The sequence below is a fragment of the Planctomycetia bacterium genome (assembly GCA_021413845.1).
In the GTDB taxonomy this organism is placed as follows: domain Bacteria; phylum Planctomycetota; class Planctomycetia; order Pirellulales; family PNKZ01; genus PNKZ01.
The window spans coordinates 1-26,270 of record JAIOPP010000129.1; the positions used below are offsets into that span (position 1 = coordinate 1).

General features: G+C 59.9%; 23 protein-coding genes. 9 read left to right on the forward strand and 14 right to left on the reverse strand.

What is annotated here, in order from left to right:
• On the reverse strand, positions 1-1,970 hold a 1,970-nt coding region (locus K8U03_22380), incomplete at its 3' end, for a heavy metal translocating P-type ATPase (protein MCE9607644.1).
• A gap of 90 nt (positions 1,971-2,060) precedes the next feature.
• Here K8U03_22380 and K8U03_22385 point away from each other — a divergent pair.
• From K8U03_22385 to greA, 6 genes are all read left to right on the forward strand, one after another.
• Entirely contained in the window at positions 2,061-2,210 is a 150-nt protein-coding gene (locus K8U03_22385) for a hypothetical protein (protein ID MCE9607645.1), read from the forward strand.
• A gap of 43 nt (positions 2,211-2,253) precedes the next feature.
• A complete protein-coding gene (locus tag K8U03_22390) occupies positions 2,254-2,763 on the forward strand; it encodes a VanZ family protein (GenBank protein MCE9607646.1) in 510 nt (169 codons plus the stop codon).
• A gap of 248 nt (positions 2,764-3,011) precedes the next feature.
• Positions 3,012-4,922: a DNA primase gene (dnaG, locus tag K8U03_22395; GenBank protein MCE9607647.1), complete on the forward strand. Its 1,911-nt coding sequence runs from the start codon at positions 3,012-3,014 to the stop codon at positions 4,920-4,922.
• 110 nt (positions 4,923-5,032) lie between these two features.
• Complete coding sequence (locus K8U03_22400; protein ID MCE9607648.1) at positions 5,033-6,697, forward strand: sigma-70 family RNA polymerase sigma factor; 1,665 nt, start codon at positions 5,033-5,035, stop codon at positions 6,695-6,697.
• Between the two features lie 131 nt (positions 6,698-6,828).
• The gene (locus K8U03_22405; GenBank protein MCE9607649.1) at positions 6,829-7,566 is read left to right on the forward strand and encodes a phospholipase; all 738 of its coding nucleotides are present in this window, start codon (positions 6,829-6,831) and stop codon (positions 7,564-7,566) included.
• 159 nt (positions 7,567-7,725) lie between these two features.
• The gene (gene greA, locus K8U03_22410) at positions 7,726-8,205 is read left to right on the forward strand and encodes a transcription elongation factor GreA (protein ID MCE9607650.1); all 480 of its coding nucleotides are present in this window, start codon (positions 7,726-7,728) and stop codon (positions 8,203-8,205) included.
• Between the two features lie 9 nt (positions 8,206-8,214).
• Here greA and K8U03_22415 read toward each other — a convergent pair whose 3' ends face one another.
• The 3 genes from K8U03_22415 to K8U03_22425 all read right to left on the reverse strand — a co-directional run bounded on the left by K8U03_22415 (position 8,215) and on the right by K8U03_22425 (position 12,265).
• Entirely contained in the window at positions 8,215-8,940 is a 726-nt protein-coding gene (locus K8U03_22415) for a YggS family pyridoxal phosphate-dependent enzyme (GenBank protein MCE9607651.1), read from the reverse strand.
• Positions 8,941-8,987: 47 nt separating this feature from the next.
• The gene (locus K8U03_22420; protein MCE9607652.1) at positions 8,988-10,226 is read right to left on the reverse strand and encodes a hypothetical protein; all 1,239 of its coding nucleotides are present in this window, start codon (positions 10,224-10,226) and stop codon (positions 8,988-8,990) included.
• A 1,142-nt stretch (positions 10,227-11,368) separates the two neighbouring features.
• A complete protein-coding gene (locus K8U03_22425) occupies positions 11,369-12,265 on the reverse strand; it encodes a heme-dependent peroxidase (GenBank protein ID MCE9607653.1) in 897 nt (298 codons plus the stop codon).
• A 136-nt stretch (positions 12,266-12,401) separates the two neighbouring features.
• Between K8U03_22425 and K8U03_22430 the strand changes: the two genes are divergently transcribed.
• Positions 12,402-13,652: a metallophosphoesterase gene (locus tag K8U03_22430; protein ID MCE9607654.1), complete on the forward strand. Its 1,251-nt coding sequence runs from the start codon at positions 12,402-12,404 to the stop codon at positions 13,650-13,652.
• 9 nt (positions 13,653-13,661) lie between these two features.
• On the opposite strand, the gene K8U03_22435 is transcribed toward K8U03_22430, so the two are convergent.
• The 4 genes from K8U03_22435 to K8U03_22450 form a co-directional block, all read right to left on the reverse strand.
• Positions 13,662-14,204, reverse strand: coding sequence for a hypothetical protein (locus tag K8U03_22435; GenBank protein MCE9607655.1), 543 nt, complete (start codon positions 14,202-14,204; stop codon positions 13,662-13,664).
• Positions 14,205-14,345: 141 nt separating this feature from the next.
• Positions 14,346-15,872 (reverse strand): SpoVR family protein, encoded by a 1,527-nt coding sequence (locus tag K8U03_22440; GenBank protein ID MCE9607656.1) that lies wholly within the window; start codon positions 15,870-15,872, stop codon positions 14,346-14,348.
• Between the two features lie 77 nt (positions 15,873-15,949).
• Complete coding sequence (locus tag K8U03_22445; GenBank protein ID MCE9607657.1) at positions 15,950-17,059, reverse strand: DUF444 family protein; 1,110 nt, start codon at positions 17,057-17,059, stop codon at positions 15,950-15,952.
• A 222-nt stretch (positions 17,060-17,281) separates the two neighbouring features.
• Complete coding sequence (locus K8U03_22450) at positions 17,282-19,333, reverse strand: serine protein kinase (GenBank protein ID MCE9607658.1); 2,052 nt, start codon at positions 19,331-19,333, stop codon at positions 17,282-17,284.
• Between K8U03_22450 and K8U03_22455 the strand changes: the two genes are divergently transcribed.
• Entirely contained in the window at positions 19,332-19,580 is a 249-nt protein-coding gene (locus K8U03_22455) for a hypothetical protein (GenBank protein ID MCE9607659.1), read from the forward strand. The genes K8U03_22450 and K8U03_22455 overlap by 2 nt on opposite strands.
• Positions 19,581-19,993: 413 nt before the next feature.
• Here the strand turns inward: K8U03_22455 and K8U03_22460 are convergent, their stop codons facing one another.
• The 4 genes from K8U03_22460 to K8U03_22475 form a co-directional block, all read right to left on the reverse strand.
• Complete coding sequence (locus K8U03_22460) at positions 19,994-20,395, reverse strand: response regulator (protein MCE9607660.1); 402 nt, start codon at positions 20,393-20,395, stop codon at positions 19,994-19,996.
• A gap of 83 nt (positions 20,396-20,478) precedes the next feature.
• Positions 20,479-21,768, reverse strand: a complete 1,290-nt coding sequence (locus tag K8U03_22465; GenBank protein ID MCE9607661.1) for a glucose-1-phosphate adenylyltransferase — start codon at positions 21,766-21,768, stop codon at positions 20,479-20,481.
• Between the two features lie 144 nt (positions 21,769-21,912).
• Positions 21,913-22,779 carry a phytanoyl-CoA dioxygenase family protein gene (locus K8U03_22470; GenBank protein ID MCE9607662.1) on the reverse strand — a complete coding sequence of 289 codons (867 nt, stop codon included), beginning with the start codon at positions 22,777-22,779 and terminating at the stop codon, positions 21,913-21,915.
• A gap of 163 nt (positions 22,780-22,942) precedes the next feature.
• Positions 22,943-23,341 carry a hypothetical protein gene (locus K8U03_22475; GenBank protein ID MCE9607663.1) on the reverse strand — a complete coding sequence of 133 codons (399 nt, stop codon included), beginning with the start codon at positions 23,339-23,341 and terminating at the stop codon, positions 22,943-22,945.
• Between the two features lie 165 nt (positions 23,342-23,506).
• On the opposite strand from K8U03_22475, the gene K8U03_22480 reads away from it, so the two are divergent.
• Positions 23,507-24,691, forward strand: a complete 1,185-nt coding sequence (locus K8U03_22480; GenBank protein MCE9607664.1) for a TlpA family protein disulfide reductase — start codon at positions 23,507-23,509, stop codon at positions 24,689-24,691.
• Here the strand turns inward: K8U03_22480 and K8U03_22485 are convergent.
• Together K8U03_22485 and K8U03_22490 are read right to left on the reverse strand one after the other, a co-directional pair.
• Positions 24,666-24,890, reverse strand: coding sequence for a carbon storage regulator (locus tag K8U03_22485; GenBank protein MCE9607665.1), 225 nt, complete (start codon positions 24,888-24,890; stop codon positions 24,666-24,668). The two genes, K8U03_22480 and K8U03_22485, sit on opposite strands and share 26 nt — an antisense overlap.
• A 159-nt stretch (positions 24,891-25,049) precedes the next feature.
• Positions 25,050-26,231 (reverse strand): alanine--glyoxylate aminotransferase family protein, encoded by a 1,182-nt coding sequence (locus K8U03_22490; GenBank protein ID MCE9607666.1) that lies wholly within the window; start codon positions 26,229-26,231, stop codon positions 25,050-25,052.
• Positions 26,232-26,270 lie beyond the last annotated feature (39 nt).

Here is a 26,270-nt window from a genome sequence, read left to right on the forward strand (position 1 = left end):
CGTTTGTCGACAGCAACCAAGAGGGGCGTTTTCCCTGCGGCCCGTGCTGCGGCGAGTCGTTCACGGAGCGGCCCGACATCGAAACCTCGATCCTCCATCAGCTTCTCGTTGCCGATGATAATCTCGCTCGTCGCCGTATGCGCGACGATTCCTCGCCCGGCGATCGTCGACAGCCGATCGGCTGCCGGAATCGCGAGGCCTCGTTCCTCGGCCGCTTCCACCACGGCGCGGGCCAAGGGGTGCGAGCTCAGCCTTTGTGCGGCGGCAGCCACGCTGAGGATTTCTCGTTCGTCGGTGCTTGCGTTCGCGACGACGAGATCGATCACGCGCGGCTTACCCTCGGTGAGCGTTCCCGTCTTATCGAAGACGACATGCGTGAGACTCGCCGCGACTTCGAGTGCCGAAGCTTCTTTGATTAAGATGCCGGCTTCCGCACCTCGGCCGGCTGCCGCGACGATCGCCGTCGGCACGGCCAAGCCGAGCGCACAAGGACACGCCACGACCAGCACCGAGATCGCGGCCGACAAGCCGGTACGCCAGTCGCCCGCTAGGAGCCAGGCGATCGCCGTAACAGTTGCGACTAAGAGCACGCCGGGCACGAACACGCGCACGATCCGATCGGCAAGACGCTGGATCTGCGGCTTCGTTTCTTGCGCGTGGCGCACGAGTTCAATCGTCTTGGCGAGGGTCGTTTGTTCGGCGCGGCGCGTCGCTCGAACGGTGAGCGAACCGGCGCCGTTGATGGTGCCGGCGAAAACTTCATCGCCGGGGTTCTTCTCGCTCGGCAACGATTCCCCGGTCAGCCAAGCCTGATCGACCGCGGTCGTGCCGGTGAGCACGAGCCCATCGAGCGGAATTTGAGCGCCGGGCCGAATGAGCAAGGTCGTCCCGATCTCGACGTCCTCGACGCGAACGGTTCGCAACCGAGCGCCGTCGACGAGCGTCGCTTCTAGCGGAGCGAGCTCGAGCAGGTGGCGAATCGCGGAGCCGGTGCGATGCTTCGCTTTCGCTTCGAGCCATTTGCCGAGCGTGACGAAGACGAGGATCATCGCTCCATCCATGAAGTACATCGAATGCCGATGCGTTGCGAAGTCGAACACGCCGGCCGTGAACGCCGCTCCGACTCCGAGCGTGATCAGCGTGTCCATATCGGCCGAGCGTTGCCAGGTTCGTCGCCAAGCTCCGAGAAAGTACGGAGCGCCGAGCACGAGGAGCGTCGTCGTGGCTGCAAGCAGCATCGTCCAGCGCGCGAGAGCGCCGTGCGGTTCACCTGTGAGGTGCAAGATCACGAGCGGCAGCAACAGCGCGAGGCCTGTGAAAAAACGGATCTTCCAACCGGTCGCTTGGCGTCGTTGGCGAGCGGCGCGCTCGTCGGCCGATTGAGGATCGTCGAGCGGGGTTGCGCGGTAGCCGGCCCCGGCCACAGCCGATTCGAGTTGCGCGAGCGATGTGCGCGCGGCATCGAATCGGACGGTTGCTTCGTGGAGCACCATATTGACATCGGCCGACGCCACGCCCGCGACTTCCATCAACGACCGCTCGACCCGCCCGACGCACGCGGCGCAGTGCATCCCTTCGATCGCGAAACGAACGCGCTGCGTGCGCGCGGGAGCGGCGCGAGGTCGATTTTCGCTCGCCGGCCGGGCGTCGTCTCTGGTCGCCCGCTCGTCGTCGGGCACACGATAGCCGGCCGCCGCGACGGCTTCGGCCAGCGCCGGCCGATTCGTCGAGTTAGCGTCGAATTCCACCACGGCGGCGTGCTCGCTCAAAAGCACGTCGGCGCTGGCGACTCCGGGCACCCCGCGCAAGGCTTCGCCGACGTGGTCGGCACAACGCCGGCACGTCATCCCGGCGATCGGTATTTTGATCCGTGAATTCATGCTCGCATTGTATGCGCGGGAGGCAAGCAGCGGCTTAAAGAAGCGAATTTCATCCGGATCGAGAAGCGGGACATCGGTCGTCGTATTCACGGATACCGCATGTTACGATGGAGGTAGCGGGAGGCGCAGATCCGTTCGAAGGAGCGAAACAGAGCCTTTTTCGCCGATAGGAATAACGCCTTGTCGGCAAGTTATCGGGTCGTAGAAGTCGAGAGTTCGCATGCCCCCCTCGCACAGTCGCCGCCGTCGCCGTTCGTCGAGCTCGCATTCGAGTTCGAGATCGAGATCGCGCTCGTCTCGCGCGGCGGCTCCGGCGATCGATACGGCTAGTCTGTGGCTGGTCGTCTCGGGCTTTTATTGGCTGATGCTCGTGATGGCGATGCATCTTCCCGGCGATACGATCCCGCGCGAACTTCGGCCCGAGCCCGGCACCGACGGCACCGTGCATAGCATCGCCTACGCCGGTTTCGCGTTCTTGCTTTGCCGGACGTTCGACGCTTGGCACCGTCGCAAATATCCGACGGTGAATCCTCCGCTGCTGTTCTACGTCTTCATCTTTATCTCTTGCATCACGTACGCCTATATCGATGAAGAGACGCAGCCGTTAACCGGTCGTTCGGCGGACCCGGCCGATTGGCAAGCCGACGTGTTCGGTGCCGCGTTCGGTTGCTGCTGCGATCTGTTTCTCACCATCTTCCTCGGCCGTACTCCGCAGGGCTTGAAGAAGCGGCGCAGGCGTCGACATCGCCACCGGCATCGAACTCGAAGCGAAAGCGGCGAGCATCGCCATCGCCGACGTCGGCGGAGTAATTCGCGTCCGTCGGAGTTGCCCGAGGTGCGCCCGGAAGAACCCAACGAAGGGCTCGACCCGGGCCTCGCATAATCGCGCGTCGAGAGAATTGATTTCTCCGGAAATCGGCCGTCATTCCTCGCATTGCCGGCGGTTTATTCCGTTATTGACCCGCTTTCCAGCCGTTTCTATAATCCCGCCCTTCACGGGCCGGATCGATCGTTTTTTTCGGTCGAAACGCTCGCAGAAGCGGATCGTCGACTGCTCTCAGCGTCGTGCTACAATGGCGGCGTAATGACAGTCTTCGGATCGCGTGAAGTCGTGGGAAGGGGGAGGGGCACGTGTCGTTCGATTGGGCCGACGCCAAACTTCGGGTCCGTCAGGCGGTCGACATCGTCGAGCTAGTCGGCGACTATCTCCCGTTGCGCCGTGAAGGGCGCGGCTACAAGGCGCTCTGCCCTTGGCACGACGACACGAAGCCGAGCTTACAGGTCAACGCCGAACGGCAATCGTTTAAGTGTTGGGTCTGCGACATCGGCGGCGACATCTTCAGCTTTATCATGAAGATGGAAGGGATCGACTTCCCGGAAGCGGTTCAGCTTCTCGCCGACAAGGCCGGCATTAAGCTCGAGCCGAAACGTTCGCCCGACGGCTCCCTGGCACCGGTCGACGATAAACGCGAGCTCCTGCAAGCCCTGGCTTGGGCCGAGCAGCGTTTTCAGGCCTATCTCTTGAACGATCCCGAGGCGGAGCCTGCGCGGCGCTATCTCGCCGAGCGCGGCATTACCGACGAATCGATCCATCACTTCCATTGCGGCTACTCGCCGAATCGTTGGGACTGGCTCGTGCAAGAAGCTCGCAAGACGGCGTTCTCGGCACGCACGCTCATCGGCGCCGGCCTCATCGGCGAACGAACCAACGGCCCCGGCCACTACGACCGATTTCGCGGTCGCGTATTGTTCTCGATTCGCGATCCGCAGGGTCGGCCCGTCGGTTTCGGCGGCCGCGTGTTGCCGGGTATTTCCGACGATAGCCCCGCGAAATACGTCAATTCTCCGGAAACGGCCCTGTTCCAAAAGAGCAGCCTCCTCTACGCGCTCGACCACGCGAAAGAAGCGATTACGCGGACGCGCACGGCCGTCGTGATGGAGGGCTACACCGACGTCGTCATTGCGCATCAGTGTGGGTTCAAGAACGCCGTGGCCGTGCTCGGCACGGCATTAGGCGAACGGCATGTGAAGCTGTTGAAGCGCTTTGCCGATCGGATCGTGCTCGTGCTCGACGGCGACGAGGCGGGGCGCAAGCGAACGGATGAGATCTTGGAATTGTTCGTCGCCGAGCAAGTCGACTTGCGCGTGCTGACGTTGCCGGATGAACTCGACCCGGCCGATTTCTTGTTGCAGCACGGCTCCGCTGCGATGGAGTCGCTCATGGGGGACGCGATCGATGCGCTCGATCATAAGTTTTACTCCGTCACGGCCGGACTCGGATCGCAGCCGAGCACGCATCAGATCAGCCAAGCCCTGGAAAGCATACTCGGCGTGTTGGCGAAAGCGCCTCGTTTGGCCGATAGCCCCGACTCGGCCGCAAAGATGCGCGAAGACCAAACGCTGGTGCGGCTATCACAGCTTTCCGGCATTTCCGAAGAACGGATTCGGCAGCGCCTCGCGGCGATGCGCCGCACGGCAACGAAGCCGCGTGCCTACGAATCGCGCTCGAATAGCGATAAACCTGCCGTACCTGAAGTGGAATCGCCGTTCACCCCGGTGCCCGACGAGCAGCTTTTCGATTCGCCGAAATATGCCCAAGCCGAGCGGTGGTTGCTGGAGATCGCGGTGCATGCGCCGGAGCATATCGCCGAGTTGAAGACGTTGGTCGCGGTGGAAGAGTTGCGTCATCCGGCGCATCGCGTGATTCTCGCAGCGGCATTCCGGATCAGCGAAGAAGGGATTTTGCCCGACTTCGATCGGCTGATGTTGGAGTTCGACGATGCGCGGGCGAAGAACTTTTTAATCGATCTCGATGAAGGCAGAAGAATTAAGGCGCGTGCCGCTACTTCGCAAGAGCTATCGGAGCTAGTGCGAGTATTGCAAGATCAGTCGCTCGCTTTTCGACGACCGCGCAGAACTGCGATTGCCGAATCGGGCTCTAAAGATTCAATTGAGAGAGAGGAAGAATTAGTCGCTCGGCTCAAAGCATTGCACGAGCGTGAGCGCAGCCGCCAAGGCATTTCCGCACCCATGGATGGGTAGGATGTTCGGACGCGGCGGTCACTGCAGGCCGGCCCAAATCGCACGCTTGATTCGGCCGTTTCGGTGACCATAATCGATTGTCTAAGAACCACGAACGGGAGGGATATCGCGTGGACTATTCGGACAAAGATCTACAGGTTTTGATTTCGACGGGCAAAGCGCAAGGCTACCTCACCTACGATCAGGTGAACGACTACTTGCCCGACGAAGCGGTCAACCCCGAGAAGCTCGACAACCTGCTCATCGCGCTCGATGAAATGGGGATCGAGCTCGTCACGGAAGCTCCGGCAGCGAAAGGGAGCGTCGACGTCGCCGCCGTCGAGCCGGAAGAAGAACTCGGCCCCACACGCAGCATTGCGCAAAAGAAGGGCCTCGGCGATTCGCCTCGTTGGAGCGACGACCCGATTCGCCTATATCTCGCTCAAATGGCGGAAATTCCGCTGCTGACGCGCGAGCAGGAAATTTCTCTTGCCAAGAAGATCGAAGTCACGCGGAAGCGCTTTCGCCGCAGTTTGCTCAGCTCGCATTTCGCGCTGCATAGCACCGTGGAAACGCTGAAAAAGGTGCGCGACGGATCGTTGCCGTTCGATCGCACGATTAAAGTCTCGCTGACCGAGCAATTGACCAAAGAACAGATTCTGCAGCGGATGCCGCACAATCTTTCGACGCTCGAACGCTTGCTCAAGGAAAATCGAACCGACTTCAAACGCTGCCTCAGCCGCGGCACGTCGTTCGAAGATCGGAAGCGTTATCGACGACAATTGCTTTCGCGCCGGCGCAAATCGCTGACGCTCGTCGAAGAGCTCAGCTTGCGCACGCGGCGCGTGCAGCCGATGATTCGTCAACTGGAAACCATGCTTACGCGCATGGACTCGCTCAAGCTAAAGATCGGTCAACTCGACGGCAACACGGCTGCGAAAGACGATCGCGCGAATCTTCGCAAAGAGCTGCGCGATCTCATGCTCTCGACGTTGGAAGCTCCGAAGACGTTGCGCATCAAGCTCGCTCGTATTCGCGTGCAGTTCCGCGAATACGAAGCGGCGAAGCGGCAACTCTCCGGCGGCAACCTCCGGCTCGTCGTCTCGATCGCCAAAAAGTATCGCAACCGGGGCTTGAGCTTCTTGGACTTGATCCAAGAAGGCAATACCGGCTTGATGCGGGCCGTCGATAAATACGAATATCGTCGCGGCTACAAGTTCTCGACGTACGCCACTTGGTGGATTCGCCAAGCCATTACGCGGGCCATCGCCGATCAGGCGCGCACGATTCGCATTCCCGTGCATATGATCGACGTGTTGTCGAAGCTTCGCAACGTGTCGAAGCAATTGCAACAAGAACTCGGCCGCGAACCGACGACCGAAGAAACGGCGATCGCCGCAGACTTGAGCATCGAAGAAACGAAGCGCGTGATGAGCATCGGGCGTCAGCCGGTAAGCCTCGATCGGCCGATCGGTGAAAGCGAAGATGCCGCTTTCGGCGAGTTCATCCAAGACGACAACACGCTGAGCCCGATCACGAGCGCTTCGCAAGTGATGCTCCGCGATAAGATCGAAGGACTGCTGAAGACCCTCACGTATCGCGAACGGGAAATCATTCGCCTGCGATACGGTCTCGGCGACGGCTACACCTACACCTTGGAAGAGGTCGGCCGCATCTTCAAGGTCACGCGCGAGCGGGTTCGCCAGATCGAAGCCAAAGCGGTTCGGAAGCTGCAGCATCCGGTTCACAGCCAACAACTCGAAGGCTTCCTCTCGGGCCTCGCTTTAACGTCGTAAGCGAAGATTTTCGCCGAATCGACGAGTTCAGGCAATTTAACGCCGCCGGTCGCACGACCGGCGGCGTTTTTGTTATACTCAACGGTCCCGAACGCCCGGACATTTATTCACGCGCGGAGCGACCGTTCAGCATGAGTTACGCCGTCGTCTTGCGAGAACTACATCGCATCCATATCCAACTGGGAGATTTGCGCGAGCGGATCGAAAAAGGTCCCCGGCAAGTGAAGGCCCATGAGCTCAACGTGGCGCGAAGCGAAGCTGAAGCGACGCGGCTCAAGAACGAGCAAAAGGCGCTGAAGATGGCGTCGGATGCCAAGAATTTGCAGCTCAAGTCCGGTGATTCGAAAATGCTGGACTTGAAGACGAAGCTGAATCAGTCGAAAAGCAACCGCGAATATCAAGCTTTGAAAGATCAGATCGCCGCGGATCAAATGTCGGGCAGCGTGCTGCAAGACGAAATCCTCGAGCTCGAACAAAAGATCGAAGATTCGAAGAAGGTCGTCGCGGCGGCCGAAGCGGTGCTTGTGAAAGCTAAGGAAGAAGTCAATCGCGTACAGCAAAAAGTGCGCGACGAACAAGGTTCGCTCGAAGCCGATTTTAAGCGACTCGAAGCCCAATTGATCGAGTCGGAAAAGGGCCTGCCCGACGACTTGCGCGAAACCTACACGCGTAAAGTCCGCGACATGGGTGCCGATTGCATGGCCGTGGTCGATGGAGAGCATTGCGGCGGCTGTTATCAGAATCTCACTCCGAACACGATGAGCACGCTGATGATGGACAAGATCGTCCAATGTCAGGTTTGCGGACGGATGCTCTACTTTGCGGAAGATCGCTCGATCGGTCAGGATCGCAAGCGCGGCAAGAAGTAGCGGTTGTCCCGAGCGCCGCGCGATGGCAGGTCGAAGCGTGCGGGCTTCACGGCGGTTCCGGCTCTTTACAGTCCGATTCGTTCCAGTCACAATAAGACGGTTGCGGCCTCATCCATTCGGACGAGGTCGTTTTTTTTGACGGTTGTCGAGGTCGCTACTATGTCCGAATACATTCCGATGAGCCGCTCCGGTTACGACAAGCTCATGGCCGAACTGAAGCAGTACGAAGACGTCGACATGCCGAAGATCGCCAAGAACATCGCCGAAGCGCGCGCCGAAGGAGATCTCAAAGAGAACGCCGAATACCACGGCGCCCGCGAGAGCCAAGGAATGTTGCAAGCCAAGATCAACATGCTGCGCGACAAGCTGAGCCGAGCGCAGATCATCGACACCGCGGCCTTGCCGAAAGATGAAGTCCGCTTCGGTGCGACCGTCGTCGTGAAGGATCTCGAATTCGGCGACGAAGAGACGTTCATTCTCGTCGGCGCCGGCGACGAGAACTACGACGAAGGAAAGATCTTGATTACGAGCCCGTTGGCTCAAGGCTTGGTCGGGAAGAAGGTTGGGCAAAAGGTCCAGATCGAAGTCCCCGCCGGGACCATGAAGTTCAAGATTCTCGAAATTCGCATCGAAGACTAACGGCCGAAATCAACTCGCATCGCCGGTCGCGATTCCCTCGAACAGCGCGGAGCCGACCCGGACCATCGTCGCCCCTTCGGCGATCGCCGCTTCGAAGTCGCCGCTCATTCCCATCGAGAGCTCGTCGAAAGCGAATCGGCCCGACCATTGCGAGCGGAGCTTGTTTCGCAGTTCTCGCAGTTCGGCGAACTGCCGTCGCTCGCCATCGGCGTCGGCATTTAAACCGGCCATCGTCATCAAGCCTCGCACGGCGACATGCGGCAACTTCGCGAACCTGTCTAAGAGCGGCTCGAGTTGTTTCGGAGCGAAGCCGTGCTTCGCGACGTCGCCCGATACGTTGACTTCGAGTAATACGGAAGTCGTGTCGAGCTCGAGCGCCGCGGCTTCGCGCTCGATTTCAGCGAGCAATCGTTCGGAATCGCCGGCGTGAATGAGATGCGCGAGCGGCAGCGTGCGGCGAACTTTGTTCCGTTGCAACTGGCCGATGAGATGCCAACGGACGCCGAGCCCGTCGAGCGCTGCGGCTTTATCCCAAAGTTTCTGCGGTCGGGCTTCGCCGAGGTCGAGACATCCCGCCTCGATCAGGTATTTCGTCGCGGCGAGGTCGACATACTTCGTCACCGCGACCAAGCGAACCTCCGCGGGCAACCGGCCCGCGCCGATCGAGGCGGCGGCGATGCGCTCGCGCACCGAGGCCAGGTTCGCTACGATTCGTTCGGCGTGGGCGTCGGACATGAGCGATCGTGCGAGAAGCGGTGCGAAAAGGGACTGCGCAAGCGATCTTAGTCGTCGATCTCGATGAGCGGTTCGCTCTCGCCGGCGGTGGTGAATCGCGAGAGCAAGAAGTTGGTTTGCAGGTTGATCCCGAGCAGCGTTCGGTTTGCGCGCCGTTCGGAGAGGGAGCGGTAGACGAGCCAATGTTCTTTGCCGAGTTGCCAACGATAGCCGCAAGCTTCGTACGGCGGCACCAGCCTCAGGTTCTCGCCGACGGTCAGCCGCCGCCAGGTGCAATCGCGCTTCGAACGCTTGCGGTCGAAGACCAAGCAGATCGGCACATACAGAGCTTCCGCCCCTACGGCTTGTTGCCGCAAGACGACGTTTCCATGATCGAAGTTCAAGTCGCCGAGGCAACTTTCCGTCCGCCATTCTTTGAGCGCGAGAGGCAGCAACAGCAGTTTTCGTTTGCCGATCTGAAGCGTCGCTTCGCGCGTTTCCGTTGCGGGCGTGAAAGCACCCGCCTTGACCAACGGCAGCGCCAACTCGCACGCCAAGTTCGTCACCGTCGGCGAGATGACGGCATCGGCCATGAACAGCAAGCCGTCGCGGCGCGTGAGGATGATTTGCCGTTGGACTCGAACGTCGCCGGCGAGCGCAATTTCGAGCTCGAGATAATCGACGTCGACATTCGACTCCCAACAGACTTCTTCCCAAGGGCCGACCGGATCGCAAGCGGAGCCGCCGACGCGGACGCGCGGAGGGATCCGGCCGTCTAAAATCGCCTTGTTGCCCGACAGCATTTCGATGCGCATCGCCGGCGTCGACCAATCGATCGCGACTTGCACTCCCTGCTCGGTCCAATCGGTGCGCAAGACGCTGAGTTGGTCGGCCTCGCTGTGGTAGGAAGCGGCCGGCTTCGGAAAGCCTCGCTTCTCTGTCGTCGGTCGGCCATCGCGGCGCAAGGTTCGTTTCACCAGCTTGCGAATCGACGCGGCGTTTTCCGGATCGGTCGTTTCCATATCGAGCGCGGCGCTGCGCATCGCTGCGCTCCGGTTCCGCGCATCGAGTTTCGGAGCGGTGCCGTCGTAGAAACAGGGGAGTCGATCGGGCCGCGTCAGATACGCTTCGCGGACGATATCGGCCGGAAGGGCCGCGATCGGCTCTGGGGAAGATTCACTCTGCGGCGGCGACTCCGCTTGCGGAACGACCGGTGGTGTCGGCTTTTGTTCAGCGGCCGAGGTTTCAGGTTGGCCGTTCTCGAAAGATTCGGAACGATTGCGTCGCGTAGGGCTTGTTGTCGACATATTGGCTCAGCGGTGGGCCGAATGGTTTCGCAGCGGCGAAGATTTCGGAATTGGCGGCAATGTTGGAAATGCGATACGATGACCGCAACCCAGCAATACTTAACGGCGAGCGGCAGGTGCCGCGTCGTGCTAGCTGAATATACCGCTTTGCCGACCAGATAGCCAAGGAGCCCGCGCGATGGAGCGTCTCATTTCTCGCTTAGCCGTGTTATCGCAAACGGCGGTTTTCGTCGGCACGTTAGGGCTGACGACGGTCGTGTCGATGCTCCGCGCGGCCGATCCCGCGCCGGCCGAATCGAACAACGCCGAAGCGACCCCGAGCGCCGACCAAGAGCCGCCGCTGCCGGGGCTCAAGCGGCTCTCTCCGGCTGCGCAGGTCTGGATCGATCTGCCGAATAAGCAGCTTGTGTTGCGAGGCGAAATCGTGCTTCGTCGCGGTCCACTGGAGCTGTTGGCTTGCTTGAAGAATACGAAGGAACACGAGGCCGTGGTCTCGGTCGAGACGAAGGCCTACGTCGTGCATGCCGGGCTGCTGGCTTGCGGCGCGACGGTCGGGAACCCGGCGAAGTTCGTTCCGGAGTTCACTCCGGCGCGTGGCACCGAGGTCGAAGTGCTCGTCGAATGGACCGACGCCGCCGGCAAGAAGCAACGTAAAGACGCACGAGAATGGGTGAAGAACGCCAAGACGGGCGAAGCGTTGAAATATCCTTGGGTCTTCGGCGGCAGCGGCTTTTGGGTCGATCCGCAAGACAACAAGCGCCACTATCAGGCGGAAGATGGCGACCTGATTTGCATCTCGAACTTTCCGAGCGCGATGCTCGACGTGCCGGTCGAAAGCTCGGCGGCGAACTCCTCGCTCTTGTTCGAGGCGTTTACCGACAACATTCCGCCCGAGAAGACGAAGGTGCTGATCTTCCTCAAACCGAAGCTCGACAAAAAGCCGGCAGCAGGCGAAAAGCCGGCCGACGCGAAGCCGAGCACACCGGTAGGTGCGACGACGAAGTCTGCGGCGGAGAAAGCGGTCGTTGCGAGCCCTGTTACTCCGGTGGCCGCACCCGTCACGGCAAAGACGACTGCCGCTCCGATCTTCGCGGCAGAATCGCCGGTCGTCGTCTCAACGCCGACACCGCCCTCGGCTGATGTTACTCCGATGGAATCCGGCAATGCTCCAGCACCTTCTCAGGCGTCGCCACATAGCTCACATAAAACGGTCCAAACTCCGCGTAACGTGCGCTGGCTTCGTCGAAACGCATCGTATAGACGATCTCTTTAAGGAACGCCGGGTTGCGGGCCCAGAGCGTGACGCCCCACTCCCAATCGTCGAGTCCGACGGAGGCGGTAATGAGCTGCGTGACCTTGCCGCCGAACTTCATGCCGCTCCGGCCATGTTCGGCCATCAGGCGATTCCGTTCGTCGAAGTGGAGCAAAAACCAGTTCTCCGGCGTCTTCCGCTTCTTGTTCATCGGGTAGAAGCAGGTGTTCGGCCACGCAGGAAAGTCGGGCGTGAGCCGTTGCTTGCGCATCATCACTTCGCGGTTCTCATACGCTTTCAGCTTCGCGGCATAAGCCGGACCGGTCGGGTCTTCCCCTTCGTCGATGAGCCGGCGACCGTATTGCTCGACGGTCGGCACGTATTCCGAAACTTCCGTGATCGACACGTAGGAGTACGTCGCTTCCAGTGCGGCTCCCAAAGGAGACGCCAGCAACTTCTGATGCACGGAGTCGACTTTCAACGGGCATGGGTCCAAGATCATCAAGCCGAAGTCGGCACGATGGCCGCCGGCGATCGACGTTTGTAGCCGAATCGGTTGATCGGCAGCCGCGGGATTGAGCACCTCGGCAAACGCTTTGCGACCTTCGGCGAGTTCCGCCGCCGTAAAGCCCTTGAGCGCTGCGCGGTTGAAACGGTAATACGAGTGCGTGCAGTGCCAAGCATCGGGCGGGGTGAGCGAAACCTCGGTGCTCGGCGCTGCGGCGCCGGGACGAGTGCCATGACCGGAAGCGGCAGGAGTGTGACCCGACGGGGGACCGTAAGACATTGCGGCAAATCCTCAAAACAAAACGAACCGGGGAATGCGACGTTCACGAACTTCTCACGCACGGGCATTATCATACCAATCCGCGAGCGCGTGAACGAGTGGGCCATGTAGCGAGTGAATCGTGCGCCGAAACGCCATGCAGAGGAGCCGTGTAGCGAGAAATTGTTGCTCGCGGTTCGGCGGTTGGTTAGAGTGCGTAGCCGCCTGCCGCTCGCCGTCGCCCCGCCTAGTTTTCCTGAGGTTTCGCATGTCCGAGATATCCCGTCGCACATTGCTCGAACGTGGAGCCGCGCTGGCGCTGTCGGCAAGTTTGGCTACGCCGTGGCAGGTCGAGGGAGCGGAGCCCACGACTGCCGCCAAGCCCGATACGGCAAAGCCTGAGACCGCCGCCAAGCCTGTTGCGCCGAAGGTCGATCCTTACCTCGACGCCGTCTTCGTCGAGGGAGCGCCGCCGCAGCCGGCTGCGGATTCGTTTACGGTCGTCGTGCTGCCCGACACGCAGCACTACAGCGAAAAATTTCCGGAGCAGTATTACGCTCAGACGGAGTGGATCGCGGCGAATGCGAAAGAGCGCCGGATCGCGGCCGTGTTTCATCTCGGCGACATCACGAACAAGAGCACGCCTACCGAATGGAAAGTCGCGCAGCAGGCGATGCGCAAGCTCGATGGAATCGTGCCGTATTTCCTGACGCTCGGCAACCACGACTACAGCGAGATGGGAGCCTGCGCCGATCGGACGACGCTCTACAACGAATACTTCCCGGCCTCGCTGTTTCGGGCCACGAAGAATTTCGGCGGCAGCTACGATCGAGAACCGGAGCGGATGGAGAACAGCTACCAACTGTTCTCAGCAGGAGGCCGAGATTTTCTGGTGCTCTCGTTGGAGTTCGGTCCTCGCAACGATGTGGTTCGCTGGGCGAATGAAGTCGCCGCGGCGAATAAGGACAAATCGATCGTGCTGTTGACGCACGCGTATATGTACTACGACGAGACTCGTTACGACTGGGCGAAGTGCGGGAAAGACCAGAAGTGGAACCCGCACGATTATAAAGTCGCCGCGGCGACGGCCGACGACGTGAACGACGGCGAGCAACTGTGGCAAAAGCTCGTTTCGAAGCATGAGAACTTCGTGCTCACGCTCAACGGCCATGTGCTGAACGACGGCCTTGCGCGGATCGTCTCGAAGACGCCTGGCGGACGCGAGGTGCCGCAGGTGCTCGTCAACTTCCAGATGAAGCCGCACGGCGGAGATGGCTGGCTTCGGCTTCTGGAATTCAAGGCCGACGGCAAAACCGTCGACGTGCGCGATTATTCACCGACGCTCAACCGGCAAAACGAATCGAAGCAAAATCGCTTCCTGATGGAGTTGGCGTCGCCGTTGGTGTAAGTCGGGAAATCAGCCGGCCGCTTCGATGAAGTCGGTCGTGAGATGCCGGAACACTTCGCGCGTCAGCTGGATCGGCACCGGCCGGCGCGATTGATCGGGCTGCTTCTCGTAGCGGCCGAGGCTCAGCTTCCCGCCGCCGCAGACTTGGAGCTCGTAATAAGTGCGGCTGCCGTCGTCGGCACGTCGCGGCGGCGACGACCGCATTTGCACCGTGCAGGTATCGGCATCGGTCTCGATCGTCCGAATCGGTTCGAGCAAGTATGTCAATCGGCCGGCGAGCGCTTCGGCGATCCGCTTCACTTGCGCAAGCGGAGCGGTCTTCCAGCGCTCGTTGCACACTTCGAGTCGCTCGAACGCGCAGGCGAGCTTTTCGGCGGCGAGTAGCTCGCAACCGATGCGCGCGGTGCCTGCCGTTTCGTCGATCGTCGTCGGAAAACTCCCGACCTGGGCCGCACGTTCGACGGCCGCTTCGATGCGGTCGTTGATTTGCGAAGTGGTCACGATGAACGGCGTCGTGGGAGACGTCGTGAATGAATTTGTCCCTAAGTTCATAGCCGTCACTCTTCTCGAAACGCCGGATGAGCCATGGGCTGCCGGCTTATTGCCACGCCTACTTCGTAAAACGACGCTCGCGCGCTCTTCCTCGAATCCCTCTCACTGCATCCGGCATGCCGGATCGGTTCGCATCTTTCGTTAAGCCTCGCATGCCCGCTGCGTATGTTGCGTGCCATCGTACGACAGCACGACCTTCGCATTGTCCAACGTGGTTTCGATATGGACCGGTCGGGCCCACAATCGACAAAGGTTCGTCAACGTATCACGGGCATAGTTCATTTGCAGATCGACGCCGTTATGCAAGTGTTCGAGGTAGAGCTCCCCGCGGTTCTTGTAGTTGCCGTCGACTATCTGAATAATCGGCCGGCCGGCGTTCGTTAGATTAAAAAGCAATCTTTCTTTAATCAGCGGGAACTCGCGGCTCTCGATCTCGTATTGATCGCTCCCTTGGTTGAAACCGAAGCTAAAGAGCCGATGTCGGCGGCAAAAGTCGAGCGTCAGGAAGCTGTCGATGAACGTGAGGTCGTTGTAGACCCGACGAACCTCGAAGATTTTCTGACGGCCTAAGCCTGCCTTCGTGTCCCAGCGGCGTTTGGCGTCGAGATCGTCGCAGTCGTCGTATTCCTTGCCGAATTGGCCCCGATTCCATCGTTCTTCGATGTCGCGATAGAGTTCGACGCCGATCTTGTAGGGATTGAATCGCCCGCCGGCAGTCGACAGCGTCCCCGCGTTATGATCGCAGTAGCAGATCAAGTCGCTCGGTGCCATGCCGTGGCGCGTCATGATCGTGCTGTGCCAATAGCTGGCCCAACCTTCGTTCATGATCTTGGTTTGGGCCTGCGGCGCGAAGTAGTAGGCTTCGTCTCGGATGATCCCGAGCACATCGGCCTGCCACGCCTTGAGCGGTGCGTTTTCCATGACGAACGACATGACGTCGCGCGCGGGCTGAGTCGGGAAGCGTCGGCCCGCTTGGTCGTGTTTGGCGAGGCGAGCTTCCGCCTCCGCGGCCAGCGCATGCTTTGGGTTGATGTACGAATCCATGTAGTCTTTCGACTTCAGCTTGCCGGACGCCGGCGCTTCGTCGTCTTCGTCGTATTGCCCGAGCGGTTGCCGCACGGGTTCCGGTTTGTCGTCGTGGCGCTTGATGTGCGGCGCGTGAATGTCGATGAGGTCTTCGATGCTGAGGCAGGCGTCGATGAACGTTTCGACCGTGTCGACGCCGTAGCGATCCATGTGTCGGCGGATGCGATTGCCGTTGTTCGCCGTTTGATCCATCATCTTGCGATTCGTATGCGCGAACCACAGATTGTTCTTGAAGAAGTCGCAATGGCCGTAGACATGCGCCATGACCATCTTCTGATCGGTGATCTCGTTCGACGTCATCAAGTAGGCGTAGCAGGGATCGTTGTTGATGACGAGCTCGTAGATTTTCTGGAGCCCGTAGTGGTAGCCCTTGGAGAGCTGCTCGTATTCCATGCCCCATCGCCAGTGAGGATAGCGCGTCGGGAAACCTCCATAGGCGGCGACGGCGTTGAGCTGATCGCAGTCGACGAGCTCGAAGATCGTGGGGAAGAAGTCGAGGCCGTAGCTGCGCGCATGCCCTTCCATTTGGCGCTGAATCTCGGCCAAATGAGGCGGAAACGGGATTTCTCTGACTTGCGACATGATTAGTTGCTCTCGCAAAGTGCTTCCTTGCGCCGCGTATCTCTCTTGCTGTCCACCGACCACTGACCACCGACCACTTACTTCCCCTTCCCGAGAAATTGCTTAATCGAATCGTAAATCGCTTCTTTGTTTTTGATTTCCGAGAAGACGAGGTTGTCGAACTTCTCGCCGAGCGCGCCACGCAACGTGCGCAAATACTCGCCGCTGCCGTAAGGGCTTTCGACTTGTCCGTAACAGAAGAGATTGACCTTCGGCAGAATATGCTCGCGCAGCATCGCGAGGCTCTGCTGGTTGTCTTCGCCCCAATTGTCGCCGTCGGAGAATTGGAAGACGTAGACGTTCCACTCGCTGGGGTTGAACGACGTCGTTAACAGCTCGATGACCGATTTGTATGCCGCGCTGATCCGCGTGCCGCCGCTTTCGCGCGTGTGGTAAAACGTATGCTCGTCGACGATCTGCGCCGCGGCATCGTGGATGATGTAGCGCCGTTCTAGGCCTGGATAATGGCTCCGCAGCCAGGTGTCGATCCAGAACGACTCCGTGCGCACGATCGACTTCTGGTCGTCGGTCATCGAGCCGGATACGTCCATCACGTAAATCGCGACGGCGTTGGCGTCGGGCAACGGATGCGTCGACCACGATCGGTAGCGCTTGTCTTCTCGGATCGGCACGATCATCGGGCTTACGGCATCGTACGTCTTCGACGAAATTTGCCGTTTCAACGCCTGCATGTAGGTGCGACGGAAGTGGCGTAGCGATTCCGGGCCGGTTGAGCGAATGCTCGAGTAGCGGACCTTCTCGGTCGTGATGTTGTCTTTTCCCTTGGGTTCGATCCGCGGTAATTGCAACTCGTTGCCGAGGATCTCCGCGAGCTCTTCGAGCGAGACCTCGACTTCGACGATGTGCCCGCCCGGATCTCCGCCGGCCTTGCCGCTGCCCGGCTGCTCGTCTTCGCCTTTGCCGACCGGCGTTCCCTTTTCTCCGGCACCTTGGCCGACGCCGCCGGAGCCGTTCTTGCCGTAGCGAAAGTGGGGCACGTCGAGTTGCGGAATCGGGATGCTGACCAGGTCGCCTCCTTTGCGGCCGATCATTTCGCCGTGCGTGACGTACTTTTTTAGGTTGTCACGAATCTTTCCTTTCACGATCTGTCGGAATCGCGAAAGGTCGTTGTCGATTTTCATCGTCATGTGTGCGTGCCCTCATTCGATCCAGCGGACGCCGAACTCGCTGCCGGGCGACCGGCCATGGTCGCTCTCGTTATCGCGGCTCGATTCGACGTCGAAGCATCGGGCCCTTTCATCTCTTGCCGGAACGATCGCGCAAGCAATCCTAGTCTCGATCGATCGTCCGGCTTGTGATTCCTCTAGTTTCTATACGGTTCGCATGTCTCAGCAGGTCGTCGTTGCGGTTTATTTCTTCACGTCGCCGCGCGCGAAGATGCTGGCGACATACGTCAACACGTCGGTTGCGCTTTCGTCGTCGTAGCCGTAGTCGCGAATGAGCCGGCCTTTCACGACGTCGATCTTCGCCTGCGTATCGGCATCGACGACGTTCGAGACCAGGCTCGTCAGCTTGATCGTGTCTTTCTGGTCTTCGAACAGCTTGAGCTCGAGGGCCCGATAGAGGCGCTCGTTCGTTTTGTAATCGAAGGTCTTGCCGTCGATCATCAACGCGCCGATGTAGTTCATGATCTCGCGACGGAAGTCGTCTTTGCGGCTTTCCGGCACGTCGATCTTCGCTTCGATCGAGCGCATCAGCCGTTCGTCGGGTTCGTCGTATTGGCCGGTGAACTTGTTCTTCACTTTTTCGCGCTGCGTGTAAGCTTTGACGTTGTCGATGTAGTTCGCGCACATCCGCTTCAACGCATCTTCATCTGCTGCGATGGCTCGTTGCACTTCGTTCTTCACGATGTTCTCGTACTCCTCCTTCACGACGGAGAGCAACTCGCGGTAGTGCGTCTTCGTTTCCTCGTTCGTGATGAGGCTGTGATGCTTCAAGCCGGCTTCGAGCTCGTTAATCACCATGAACGGATTGATCGACTTCGCATCGGGATGCGAGACCAATGCGTTCGAGATCTTGTCTTGCACGTAGCGCGGCGAGATGCCGAATAAGCCTTCCGTCGTGGCTTGCTCGCGCAATTCTTTGACGTTGTCTTCGGTGAAGCCGGGAAGCGACTTGCCGTTGTAGAGCTTGAGCTTCTGTAAGAGGCTCAAGCCGGCGTTTTTCGGGGGTTCCAGACGCGTGAGCACGGCCCACATCGCGGCCATTTCGATCGTGTGCGGAGCGATATGCTTGCCGCGCACCTTGCCGCGGTTGTAGTCCTTCTCGTAGATGTGGATCTCATCGCTCAGCTTCGACACGTACGGAATGTCGATCTTGATCGTGCGGTCGCGCAGAGCCTCCATGAACTCGTTGTTCTGCAGTCGACGATATTCCGGCTCGTTCGTATGGCCGATGATGACTTCGTCGATATCGGTTTGCGCGAATTTCTTCGGCTTGATCTTATGTTCTTGGCTGGCGCCGAGCAGGTCGTAGAGGAACGCGACGTCGAGCTTCAAGACTTCGACGAACTCGATGATGCCCCGATTGGCGACGTTGAATTCGCCGTCGAAGTTGAAGGCGCGCGGATCGCTGTCGCTGCCGTACAGCGCGATCTTACGGTAGTTGATGTCGCCGGTCAGTTCCGTCGAGTCTTGGTTCTTTTCGTCTTTCGGTTGGAACGTGCCGATGCCGATCCGATCTTTTTCGCTGAGCAGTTGACGACGCACGCGCACGTCTTGCACGACGCGCGTCCAGTCGCCGCCGTACTGCGCTAAGCGTTCGTGATAGATGTAACGGCAGAACGGGCAGAGCTCGCCGTTGATCTTGACGCGGAAGTCTTCTTCGCCGTTGGGATGCGCTTCGTTGAGCTTGGCCGCCACGTCGGCTCGGAAGCGATGCGGCACCAGATGCAACGGCTCTTCGTGCATCGGGCACCAATGCATATTCTCCGCGTTCTCCAAGTCGACCCAGCCGAGCGTGTAGAGCGCTCCGTCGTCGCTCGCGGTGTAGCGCTCGAGGCCGTGCTTCAAGAGCCGCGCGATCGTGCTTTTGCTGCTACCGACCGGACCGTGCATCAGCAGCACGCGCTTCTCGACGCCGTAGCCTTTGGCGGCGCTTTTCAAGGCGTTCACCAAGGCCGTCAGCGAGTCTTCCAGGCCGAAGACGGCATCGTCGCCGGCGTGATCGGGATCGTCGAAGAAGCGATAGCGCACGCGCCGTTCACGGTTCACTTCGTAGGTTTCGGTGCCGTACGACACGATCATGTCGTACACGCGCACGAAGGCGTTGCGCGTCACCTTCGGGTCGTGCTTGACGAGATCGAGATATTCCTCGAACGATCCGATCCAGTTCTTCTTGCGGAACTGATCGAGATCTTGCCGTTCGGCGATCAGTGAGATGATCGAGCTTCCACTGCTCATGGCATTCCTCCTTGGAGGAGAAAGTGTGATTTCAACTTGTCCACGAACCTGTTCAGACTTCCGAAACAAGACTCCGCAACGGGAAACCGGCCGCAAAAAAGCACGGATACTCCATGGCTTTTCGCGCTATGCGCAGAACGATCCCCTGGGCAAGATCCAAAGCGTCTTAGGTCGTAAAAACGACGATTCCGGGTCGGATCCGCTCAGAGTGAGCAAACTTGGAAAAGAACACCCGGAACTGGGCTAGGCGGGCCGAAAACTCGCAGGTCGTGCTTCTTGCACTCGCCGTAGGCGGGCTTCATGCCCGGCACCTGTCCCTGTTTTCAGTATCGGCAGACACATAAATTGCGGCAAGAGCGAAGTTGCGCGAAGTCTGCTAAAGAGCGCGCTTCGGATCAGGCTTCGTGATGCGAAGTGCCGTTGGCGCAATCGTTTGGGCACGATGAAAAAGAAATGACGAACAAGTTACGAATTTCCAACTGACACAGCCGGAAATAAGACACTTGGCCGGCGACATAACCATCGCGGGTTAACCGTGAAATGTTTCACAGGCGGGGAAGTGGTCAGTGGTCGGTGTTCAGTGGTCAGTTGAAGATAAGCCCCCGTCATAGACATCCGAAAACTGACCACCGACCACTGATCACCGACCACTTCCCCTCGCTATTTCCCTTTGCCGATGAGCTTCTCGACGCTCTCCAGCAAGCGGTCCATTGCGAACGGTTTGCGGATGTAATCGTCGACGCCGAGCATTTCCGCATAGGCTTTGTGCCGCGAGCCTTCGTTGGCCGTGATCATAATGATCTTCATCGGCACGGGCCGTGTGCGGCGGAGTTTTTCCAGCACCAAGAAGCCGCTGCGCTTCGGCATCATCATGTCGAGGATCATCAAGTCGGGGTCTTCGCGCTCGGCCATCGCAAGCCCTTGGTTGCCGTCGCGAGCAACGAGAATCGTATAGCCTTTCGCTTCGAGCAGCATGCGGAGCGAGTCGATGATTTCGTAATCGTCGTCGACTAGGAGCACGCGCTTCGTAGCGGCGATCGGAGGACTCGGATCGGTGGTCATGGCGAAGTTCCTGACTCGGGCAACAAACTGATCGGGTGAACGAAAGAGACCAACACTCGCTATTTCGGCGTTTCCAACGGCGACTACATCAACCGCCAACCATCGGCCATCGTTGCTTCTTTGACGACGCAAATGATGCCGTCGCAAATGGCCGCGGTGCCGTCGTCGGCACGGTCGCGAAGTTCGCGATCGTTGACGATATGCACGTTGCGGCCGATACGGCAATTCTTGTCGATGATGGCCCGCTCGATGATCGTCCCTTCGCCGATTCCCATCGGCGGCACACCGCGCGCATGATCGGCCGCAATCTGGTCGGGCTCTTGGAAGAAGTCGTGACCCATCACGATCGTATTGCGGATTCGGACGTTCTTGCCGATGCGGCAACGAAGCCCGATGACGCTGTTCTCGATCACAGCCCCTTCGTCGATGTGGCACCCGTCGGCGATGAGGCTTTGACGAATCGTCGCCCCTTCGATGCGCGTCGGCGCGAGCGAGCGCGAGCGGGTGAAGATCGGCGAATCGCCCGACATCAGATCGAACGAAGGACTGTTCTGTGCGAGCGCCAGATTGGCCTCGAAGAACGATTGGATCGTGCCGATGTCTTCCCAGTAGCCGTCGAAAAGGTGGACGGAGACTTTGCGCGTTCGAATCGAGGCCGGAAAGATTTCCTTGCCGAAGTCGGCGTAATTGGTTTTCGTCAGCACATCGACGAGCACGTCGCGATTGAACACGTAGATGCCCATGCTGGCGAGCAGGTCGCGCCCTTTGCTCGGGATGCCGCGGGCGTCGATCCAAGCCGGATCGGTGCGGAATGCTTGCGCCTCTTCGTCGGTCTTCGGCTTCTCTAAGAAACCGAGAACGCGGCCGTTGTCGTCGAGCCGCATCACGCCGAAGCCCGAGGCTTGCTTCCGATCGACCGGCAGAGCGGCGATCGTCACGTCGGCCTTAAGCCGCTTATGCGTCTCGAGCATCTCGTTGTAGTTCATGTGATAAAGCTGATCGCCCGACAGAATCAGCACGTAGTCGATGCCGGGCTGCTGCAGGTATCGCAAGTGTTGCCGCACGGCGTCGGCGGTCCCTTGGTACCAGATCTCTTTTTCGTTGGTCTGCTGCGCCGCCAAGATTTCGACGAAGCCGTCGCTGAAGGCGTCGAAGTTGTACGTGCGGCGAATATGGCGGTGCAAACTGACGGAGTTGAACTGCGTGAGGACGTAGATCCGGTTCATCCCGCTGTTGATGCAGTTCGATAGCGGAATGTCGATCAGACGATACTTTCCGGCCAACGGCACGGCGGGCTTCGAGCGAAACTTCGTCAGCGGCAAGAGCCGGGTTCCGCGTCCGCCGCCGAGCACGAGAGCAATCGTCTTATTCATAGCCGTTCCTACCGCCGAATGACCGATTTCCGAACTTCGCCGGCCGCCGAAAACCGAGACCTGCGCGAATAACTATCGTAAGGTTTCGCCTTGCGCTAAGCTAGGGCCGAGAAACGAGGCGGGAAGCTTCACGCTCCCTGCGAATTACGCTTTGAGCAGCGGAAAAAATCGTCCCGCGATCGGCGAGCCCGCGGCCACGCTCGGCACGCCCTTAAGCAGCGGCTCGTCGGAAGCGGAACGAACGCCGTCGCGAATCGCGTTGATGACGACCGCTCTGCGCGGCCGATCAGTCCGATTCTCTTGCGAGCCGTGAATGAGGAGCGGATGGTGGAACGCACATTCTCCCTTCTTCAACTCGATGGCGACCGGCTTGAACTGCGCCATCTGCTCGTCGCAAAGCACCTTGCGAATGGCATCCATCTTGCCGGCCAAGCCGGTGATCGGCAGCAAGTTCCATGTGTGGCTTTTCGGAATGTATTGCAGGCAGCCGTTCTCCGAGGTCGCATCGTCGAGACCGATCCAACAAGTGAGATGGGCCATCGGCACGGTGCGCGTCCAATACGAATAGTCTTGATGCCAAGCCACGACGCCGCCGTCGAGCGCCGGCTTGCAGAAGAGTTGGTCGTGCCAGAAGCGAACCGCACCGTCGAGCAATTGCGAAGCGGCCATCGTGAACCGCGGGTTCCATAAGATATCGTGAAAGCCCGGCCTAATCCGCCACGCACCGAGCGCGTGAAACAGCACCTTGCTCGGATCGGCCGACTCGTTCGTATGGTATTCGTAAAAGAGCTCGTTGCCGTCGAGCGTCGGGTCGAACAAATCGGTCAACTCCTTGCGAAGCTGCTCGACCTGCTCGTCGTCGAGCATGCGCACGCCCGCCAAGTAGCCGTTCTCATGAAACGACGCGACCTGCTCGTCGGTGAGCCGATAGCGGTCCCATTCGGCCGCGCTTTGGGGGATCGAAAACAAATCGCCGACGAGTTCATGACGAAGCGAAAGATCGGCAGCCATCGGGCCAAGGCTCCAAAGCAGGGCGTGATCGATGCGAACGAGCGAAGAAACGATTCTGCCGCCGAACGCCGAACGAGGCAAGTGCCTGCAATGACACACTGGTATCGTCCGAACGACGATGTTCGGCAAGTCGTGACGTAGGAAGTCCGCGGTTCATTCTATTCTACGGCGCCTCGCCATAGGCTTCGCGCTCGAAGGGGTTGTCGCGATAGGGGTCGAGTCCGCGCAAGTAGGCGACGAGGCTCGCCAATAGATAAGCGGGGAGAAAGAAGGGGCCCCAGCGTTCGTATTGGCGCACGTGTACCCGTTCGTGGGCGCGGCTATAGTTGAGGCAGTAGGCGTCGCAGCCCCAGACTACGTGGCCGAGCGTCATCGCCGCTCCGGAGCCGACCCAAGGGAGCCCGCGTCGGAGTAACTTGGTGACGATCCCTCCTTCGATCTCGCAGACTCCCCTCACCCAGCGAACCGTGCCCCCTTGCAGCAACACGATCGGCGCAGGGAGCAGGCCGAGCAGAGTCGTGGGGAGGGCCCAGAGATAGAGTAGGGGTTGAATCCAGCGCATCGTTTCCTCGGCCGTGGGAGCGCGGATCAAACCTTGTGGTTCGCGAGCATCGACATTCCGCCTGGGCACTCACTAGGAGAAAAGCTTTCGACAAGCCCTGCGGCTTAATCTAGCATAGAGAGCGCTTGCCGCTGATCGTCTTTTATGAGCCAAGGTCGAAGTGACATGAATCGTCTGCTAATCGCGGTTTTCCTCGGCACGTCATGCTGTTCGCTCGGTCTCGCCGCCGAGGGGCCGACGTTGGTGCAGCGGATGACCCTCAGCGAGCGGGTCTCGAAGATTAATGCCGAGTTCGCCGATGCGATGAAGCAAACCGGTCGAGATGCGGCGTTGCAAACCATGATCGTCGGCAAGCGGAACGAAGCCCTCGCGCGGCTGGCGCTCGCGGCCGAAGCCGGCAAGTCGACCGAGCACGATGAGCTGACGAAGATCTATTTTATTCTCGACCGCTTCGAAGACTGCGTCCGTCAGGCTCGGCTCGCGATAAAATCGCGAGCCGATGATTATGCTTCGCAGCAAAAGCTCGTCCTCTCGCTCGGGCACTTGGAAAAAACAGAGGACGCGATCGCGGAATTGAAAGCGATGATCAATCGCGACGTTGCGCCGGAAAAGCTGAATCAGTATCTCAGCAACACCTCGTTCACCGTCGCCGCCTACGTTTTACTGCTCACCAACAATCATAAGTATGCCGAGGCCGAAGGAGTGCTTTCCGCTTGGGATGCCAAGCTCGGCAAGCTCACGCTCGCAAGCGAACCGCTCAAGCCCGCCGGAGACAACGCGAAAAAAGGGCTCGCATCCTTACGCGCGCGCATGGAGTTGGCGAAGAAGCGCGACGCGCTGCTCGGCGGGCCTTACTTCCCGATCGTCGAAGCGACTTGGCTCAACGGCTCTCCTTTAACGCCGGAAGAGCTGCGCGGCAAAGTCGTGTTGCTCGACTTCTGGGCCGTCTGGTGCGGACCGTGCCTCGCCACATTTCCGCACCTGCGCGAGTGGCACGACAAATACGCCGACAAAGGGCTCGTCATCATCGGCAGCACGACGCGCTACGGCTACGATTGGAATCCGGAGACCCATCGCATCAAGCGTGTCGAGAACTTGCCGCCGGCCGAGGAAGATGTCGCCACCGCGGCTTTCGCCAAGTGGCATGAGCTGAAACATCGGATCGCCGTCATGCCCGACCGCGACCTGTCGACGAAGTACGCCGTGTCGGGCATTCCGCAGGCAGTGCTCATCGACCGGCAAGGAATCGTTCGGTTGATCTTCGTCGGCAGCAACGAAGAGAGCGCGAAGTTGCTCGAAAAAGGAATTCGCGACGCCCTCGGGCTCAAAGACGAAGCGGCGACGCAGTAGCGGCCTCGCTCGTTGGGTCGGCGACCGAGAGGGGGGCCGGCGTGGAAGGCCGGTCTAGCAACTCTTCGCGCAGAATGACGACGTCCGGTGCGGCCTCGATGCCGAGCCTCACCTTGCCCGGCCCGATCTGGACGAGCGTGACGACGATGTCGTCCCCGATGCGGATACTTTCCCCGACGCGACGTGTGAGTACGAGCATGGCAGCCTCCGTGTTGCCTGTTCTCCGACGACCTGAACGGTCGCAAGCATAGCAATGCCGGCGAGCGGTCGCAAGCAAAAAGGAAGGCTGTCGCGGCTGCTTCTATAAGCTCATACCCTATCGCAACTTATCGCACCAACGCCGGCGGGTTCGCGACTCCTACAGCGCCGCTTGATATACCTCCGAAGCCGCCGCCACGGAAGCTCCGCGATCGAATTTGTATCCTTGCTCAGCGAGCAATTGTTCCAGCGCCCCGAGGAACGAATAAACGCTTGCCGGCCGCGAGCCATGTCCCATGAGGCCGACGCGCCAGACCTTCCCCTTAAACGCTCCGAGCCCGCCGCCGATCTCGATGCCGAAGCGGTTCAACAGCGCTCCGCGGACCTTCATGTCGTCGATGCCCGCCGGAATATGCACGGCGTTGAGCATCGGCAATTGATGCCCCTCGGCCGAGGCGTAGCCGATGCCGATCGCACCGAGTCCGGCCTTGAGCGCCTGGTGATTCAGCAGGTGCCGCGCGAAGGCCGCGTCTTGGCCTTCTTCCAGCACGATCCGCAGGGCTTCGTAGAGCCCATAGGTCATGTTGATCGGGCCGGTGTGATGGTAGACCCGCTCTTGGCCCCAATACTTGGCGAGCATCGAGACGTCGAGGTACCAACTTTGCACCTTCGTCTTCCGATTCATAATCACATCCAGCGCGCGTGGGCTGAACGAAGCGGGAGACAAGCCCGGCGGGCAGCTCAAGCACTTCTGCGAGCCGCTGTAGATGGCGTCGATCTCCCACTTGTCGACTTCGACCGGCACGCCGCCGAGCGCCGTCACGGCATCCACCAGAAGCAGCGCGCCTGCATCGTGAACGAGTTTCGAGATCTCTTCGATCGGTTGCCAAGCGCCGGTCGAGGTTTCGGCCATGACGATGCCGACGACCTTCGGCTTGGCCTTCGCGAGCGCTTCCTTGAGGTGGCTCGGCTCGAAGATCTCGCCCCACGGCCGATCGACCCGCGTCACGGCGGCCCCCGCGCGGCTCGCGACATCGACCATTCGTTCGCCGAACACGCCGTTGACGCAGACGATCATCGAATCGCCCGGCTCGATCAAGTTGACGACCGTGCTTTCCATGCCCGCCGAGCCGGTCGCCGAGATCGCCATGGTCATCGGGTTCGTCGTGCGAAAGAGCGTGCGCAACATCTGTTGCATGTCGCTCATCAGCGTCAGGTAATAGGGGTCCAAGTGCCCGACGGTGTTCGCGCCCAAGGCTCGCAGCACGCGCGGATGGATTTCGCTAGGGCCGGGACCGAGCAACAAACGAACCGGAGGATTGAGCGGCGGAGGGAGCGACATAGAAATGCTAAGTGCTAAGTGATAAATGATAAGTGAAGA

Excerpts from the sequence above, each read along its gene's own strand:
- K8U03_22390 (MCE9607646.1), top strand. The coding sequence starts at position 2,254 with ATGGCGATGCATCTTCCCGGCGATACGATCCCGCGCGAACTTCGGCCC.
- K8U03_22425 (MCE9607653.1), bottom strand. The coding sequence starts at position 12,265 with ATGTCTTACGGTCCCCCGTCGGGTCACACTCCTGCCGCTTCCGGTCAT.
- K8U03_22470 (MCE9607662.1), bottom strand. The coding sequence starts at position 22,779 with ATGGCTGCCGATCTTTCGCTTCGTCATGAACTCGTCGGCGATTTGTTT.
- K8U03_22405 (MCE9607649.1), top strand. The coding sequence starts at position 6,829 with ATGAGTTACGCCGTCGTCTTGCGAGAACTACATCGCATCCATATCCAA.
- K8U03_22485 (MCE9607665.1), bottom strand. The coding sequence starts at position 24,890 with ATGCTCGTACTCACACGTCGCGTCGGGGAAAGTATCCGCATCGGGGAC.
- K8U03_22465 (MCE9607661.1), bottom strand. The coding sequence starts at position 21,768 with ATGAATAAGACGATTGCTCTCGTGCTCGGCGGCGGACGCGGAACCCGG.
- K8U03_22450 (MCE9607658.1), bottom strand. The coding sequence starts at position 19,333 with ATGAGCAGTGGAAGCTCGATCATCTCACTGATCGCCGAACGGCAAGAT.
- K8U03_22420 (MCE9607652.1), bottom strand. The coding sequence starts at position 10,226 with ATGTCGACAACAAGCCCTACGCGACGCAATCGTTCCGAATCTTTCGAG.
- K8U03_22435 (MCE9607655.1), bottom strand. The coding sequence starts at position 14,204 with ATGAACTTAGGGACAAATTCATTCACGACGTCTCCCACGACGCCGTTC.
- K8U03_22490 (MCE9607666.1), bottom strand. The coding sequence starts at position 26,231 with ATGTCGCTCCCTCCGCCGCTCAATCCTCCGGTTCGTTTGTTGCTCGGT.
- K8U03_22445 (MCE9607657.1), bottom strand. The coding sequence starts at position 17,059 with ATGACGATGAAAATCGACAACGACCTTTCGCGATTCCGACAGATCGTG.
- K8U03_22460 (MCE9607660.1), bottom strand. The coding sequence starts at position 20,395 with ATGACCACCGATCCGAGTCCTCCGATCGCCGCTACGAAGCGCGTGCTC.
- K8U03_22475 (MCE9607663.1), bottom strand. The coding sequence starts at position 23,341 with ATGCGCTGGATTCAACCCCTACTCTATCTCTGGGCCCTCCCCACGACT.
- K8U03_22415 (MCE9607651.1), bottom strand. The coding sequence starts at position 8,940 with ATGTCCGACGCCCACGCCGAACGAATCGTAGCGAACCTGGCCTCGGTG.
- K8U03_22455 (MCE9607659.1), top strand. The coding sequence starts at position 19,332 with ATGGCATTCCTCCTTGGAGGAGAAAGTGTGATTTCAACTTGTCCACGA.
- K8U03_22480 (MCE9607664.1), top strand. The coding sequence starts at position 23,507 with ATGAATCGTCTGCTAATCGCGGTTTTCCTCGGCACGTCATGCTGTTCG.
- greA (MCE9607650.1), top strand. The coding sequence starts at position 7,726 with ATGTCCGAATACATTCCGATGAGCCGCTCCGGTTACGACAAGCTCATG.
- K8U03_22440 (MCE9607656.1), bottom strand. The coding sequence starts at position 15,872 with ATGTCGCAAGTCAGAGAAATCCCGTTTCCGCCTCATTTGGCCGAGATT.
- K8U03_22430 (MCE9607654.1), top strand. The coding sequence starts at position 12,402 with ATGCAGAGGAGCCGTGTAGCGAGAAATTGTTGCTCGCGGTTCGGCGGT.